This window comes from Priestia sp. SIMBA_032, assembly GCF_046535215.1.
Taxonomy (GTDB): domain Bacteria; phylum Bacillota; class Bacilli; order Bacillales; family Bacillaceae_H; genus Priestia; species Priestia aryabhattai.
Window position 1 is genome coordinate 1 of record NZ_JAWRXD010000416.1, and the last position, 296, is coordinate 296.

A 296-nucleotide genomic window follows, 5' to 3' on the forward strand; every position below is an offset into this window, starting at 1 on the left:
TCTTTTTTACTTTGTAGAAAGGTAGAGAATACCCAGTACATGACAACGAATACCACTACAGCTAAAATCGTAGCCACCTTATTCCCCTCTTTCTGTTGGGTTATAATTTGCAATCTTTTCTACACGGGTTGCTAAGAAAAAGACAATGAACATATTTACCGCTAACGCGATTTTCCCCATCATAGAACCTGCTAAAAATCCATATGCTTCTTTTGACATCAACATAATAACAATTGGCATGGCGATAACGATTAAGCAGTTCTGTACAAAAGCACGTTGTGCTTGCGACAAACTAG

Annotated in this window: 1 pseudogene; it reads right to left on the reverse strand. The window is 37.8% G+C overall.

Annotated elements, in window-relative coordinates:
* Positions 1–78: 78 nt before the first annotated feature.
* Positions 79–296, reverse strand: a pseudogene (locus tag SB717_RS34975) (hypothetical protein); the annotation flags it as partial.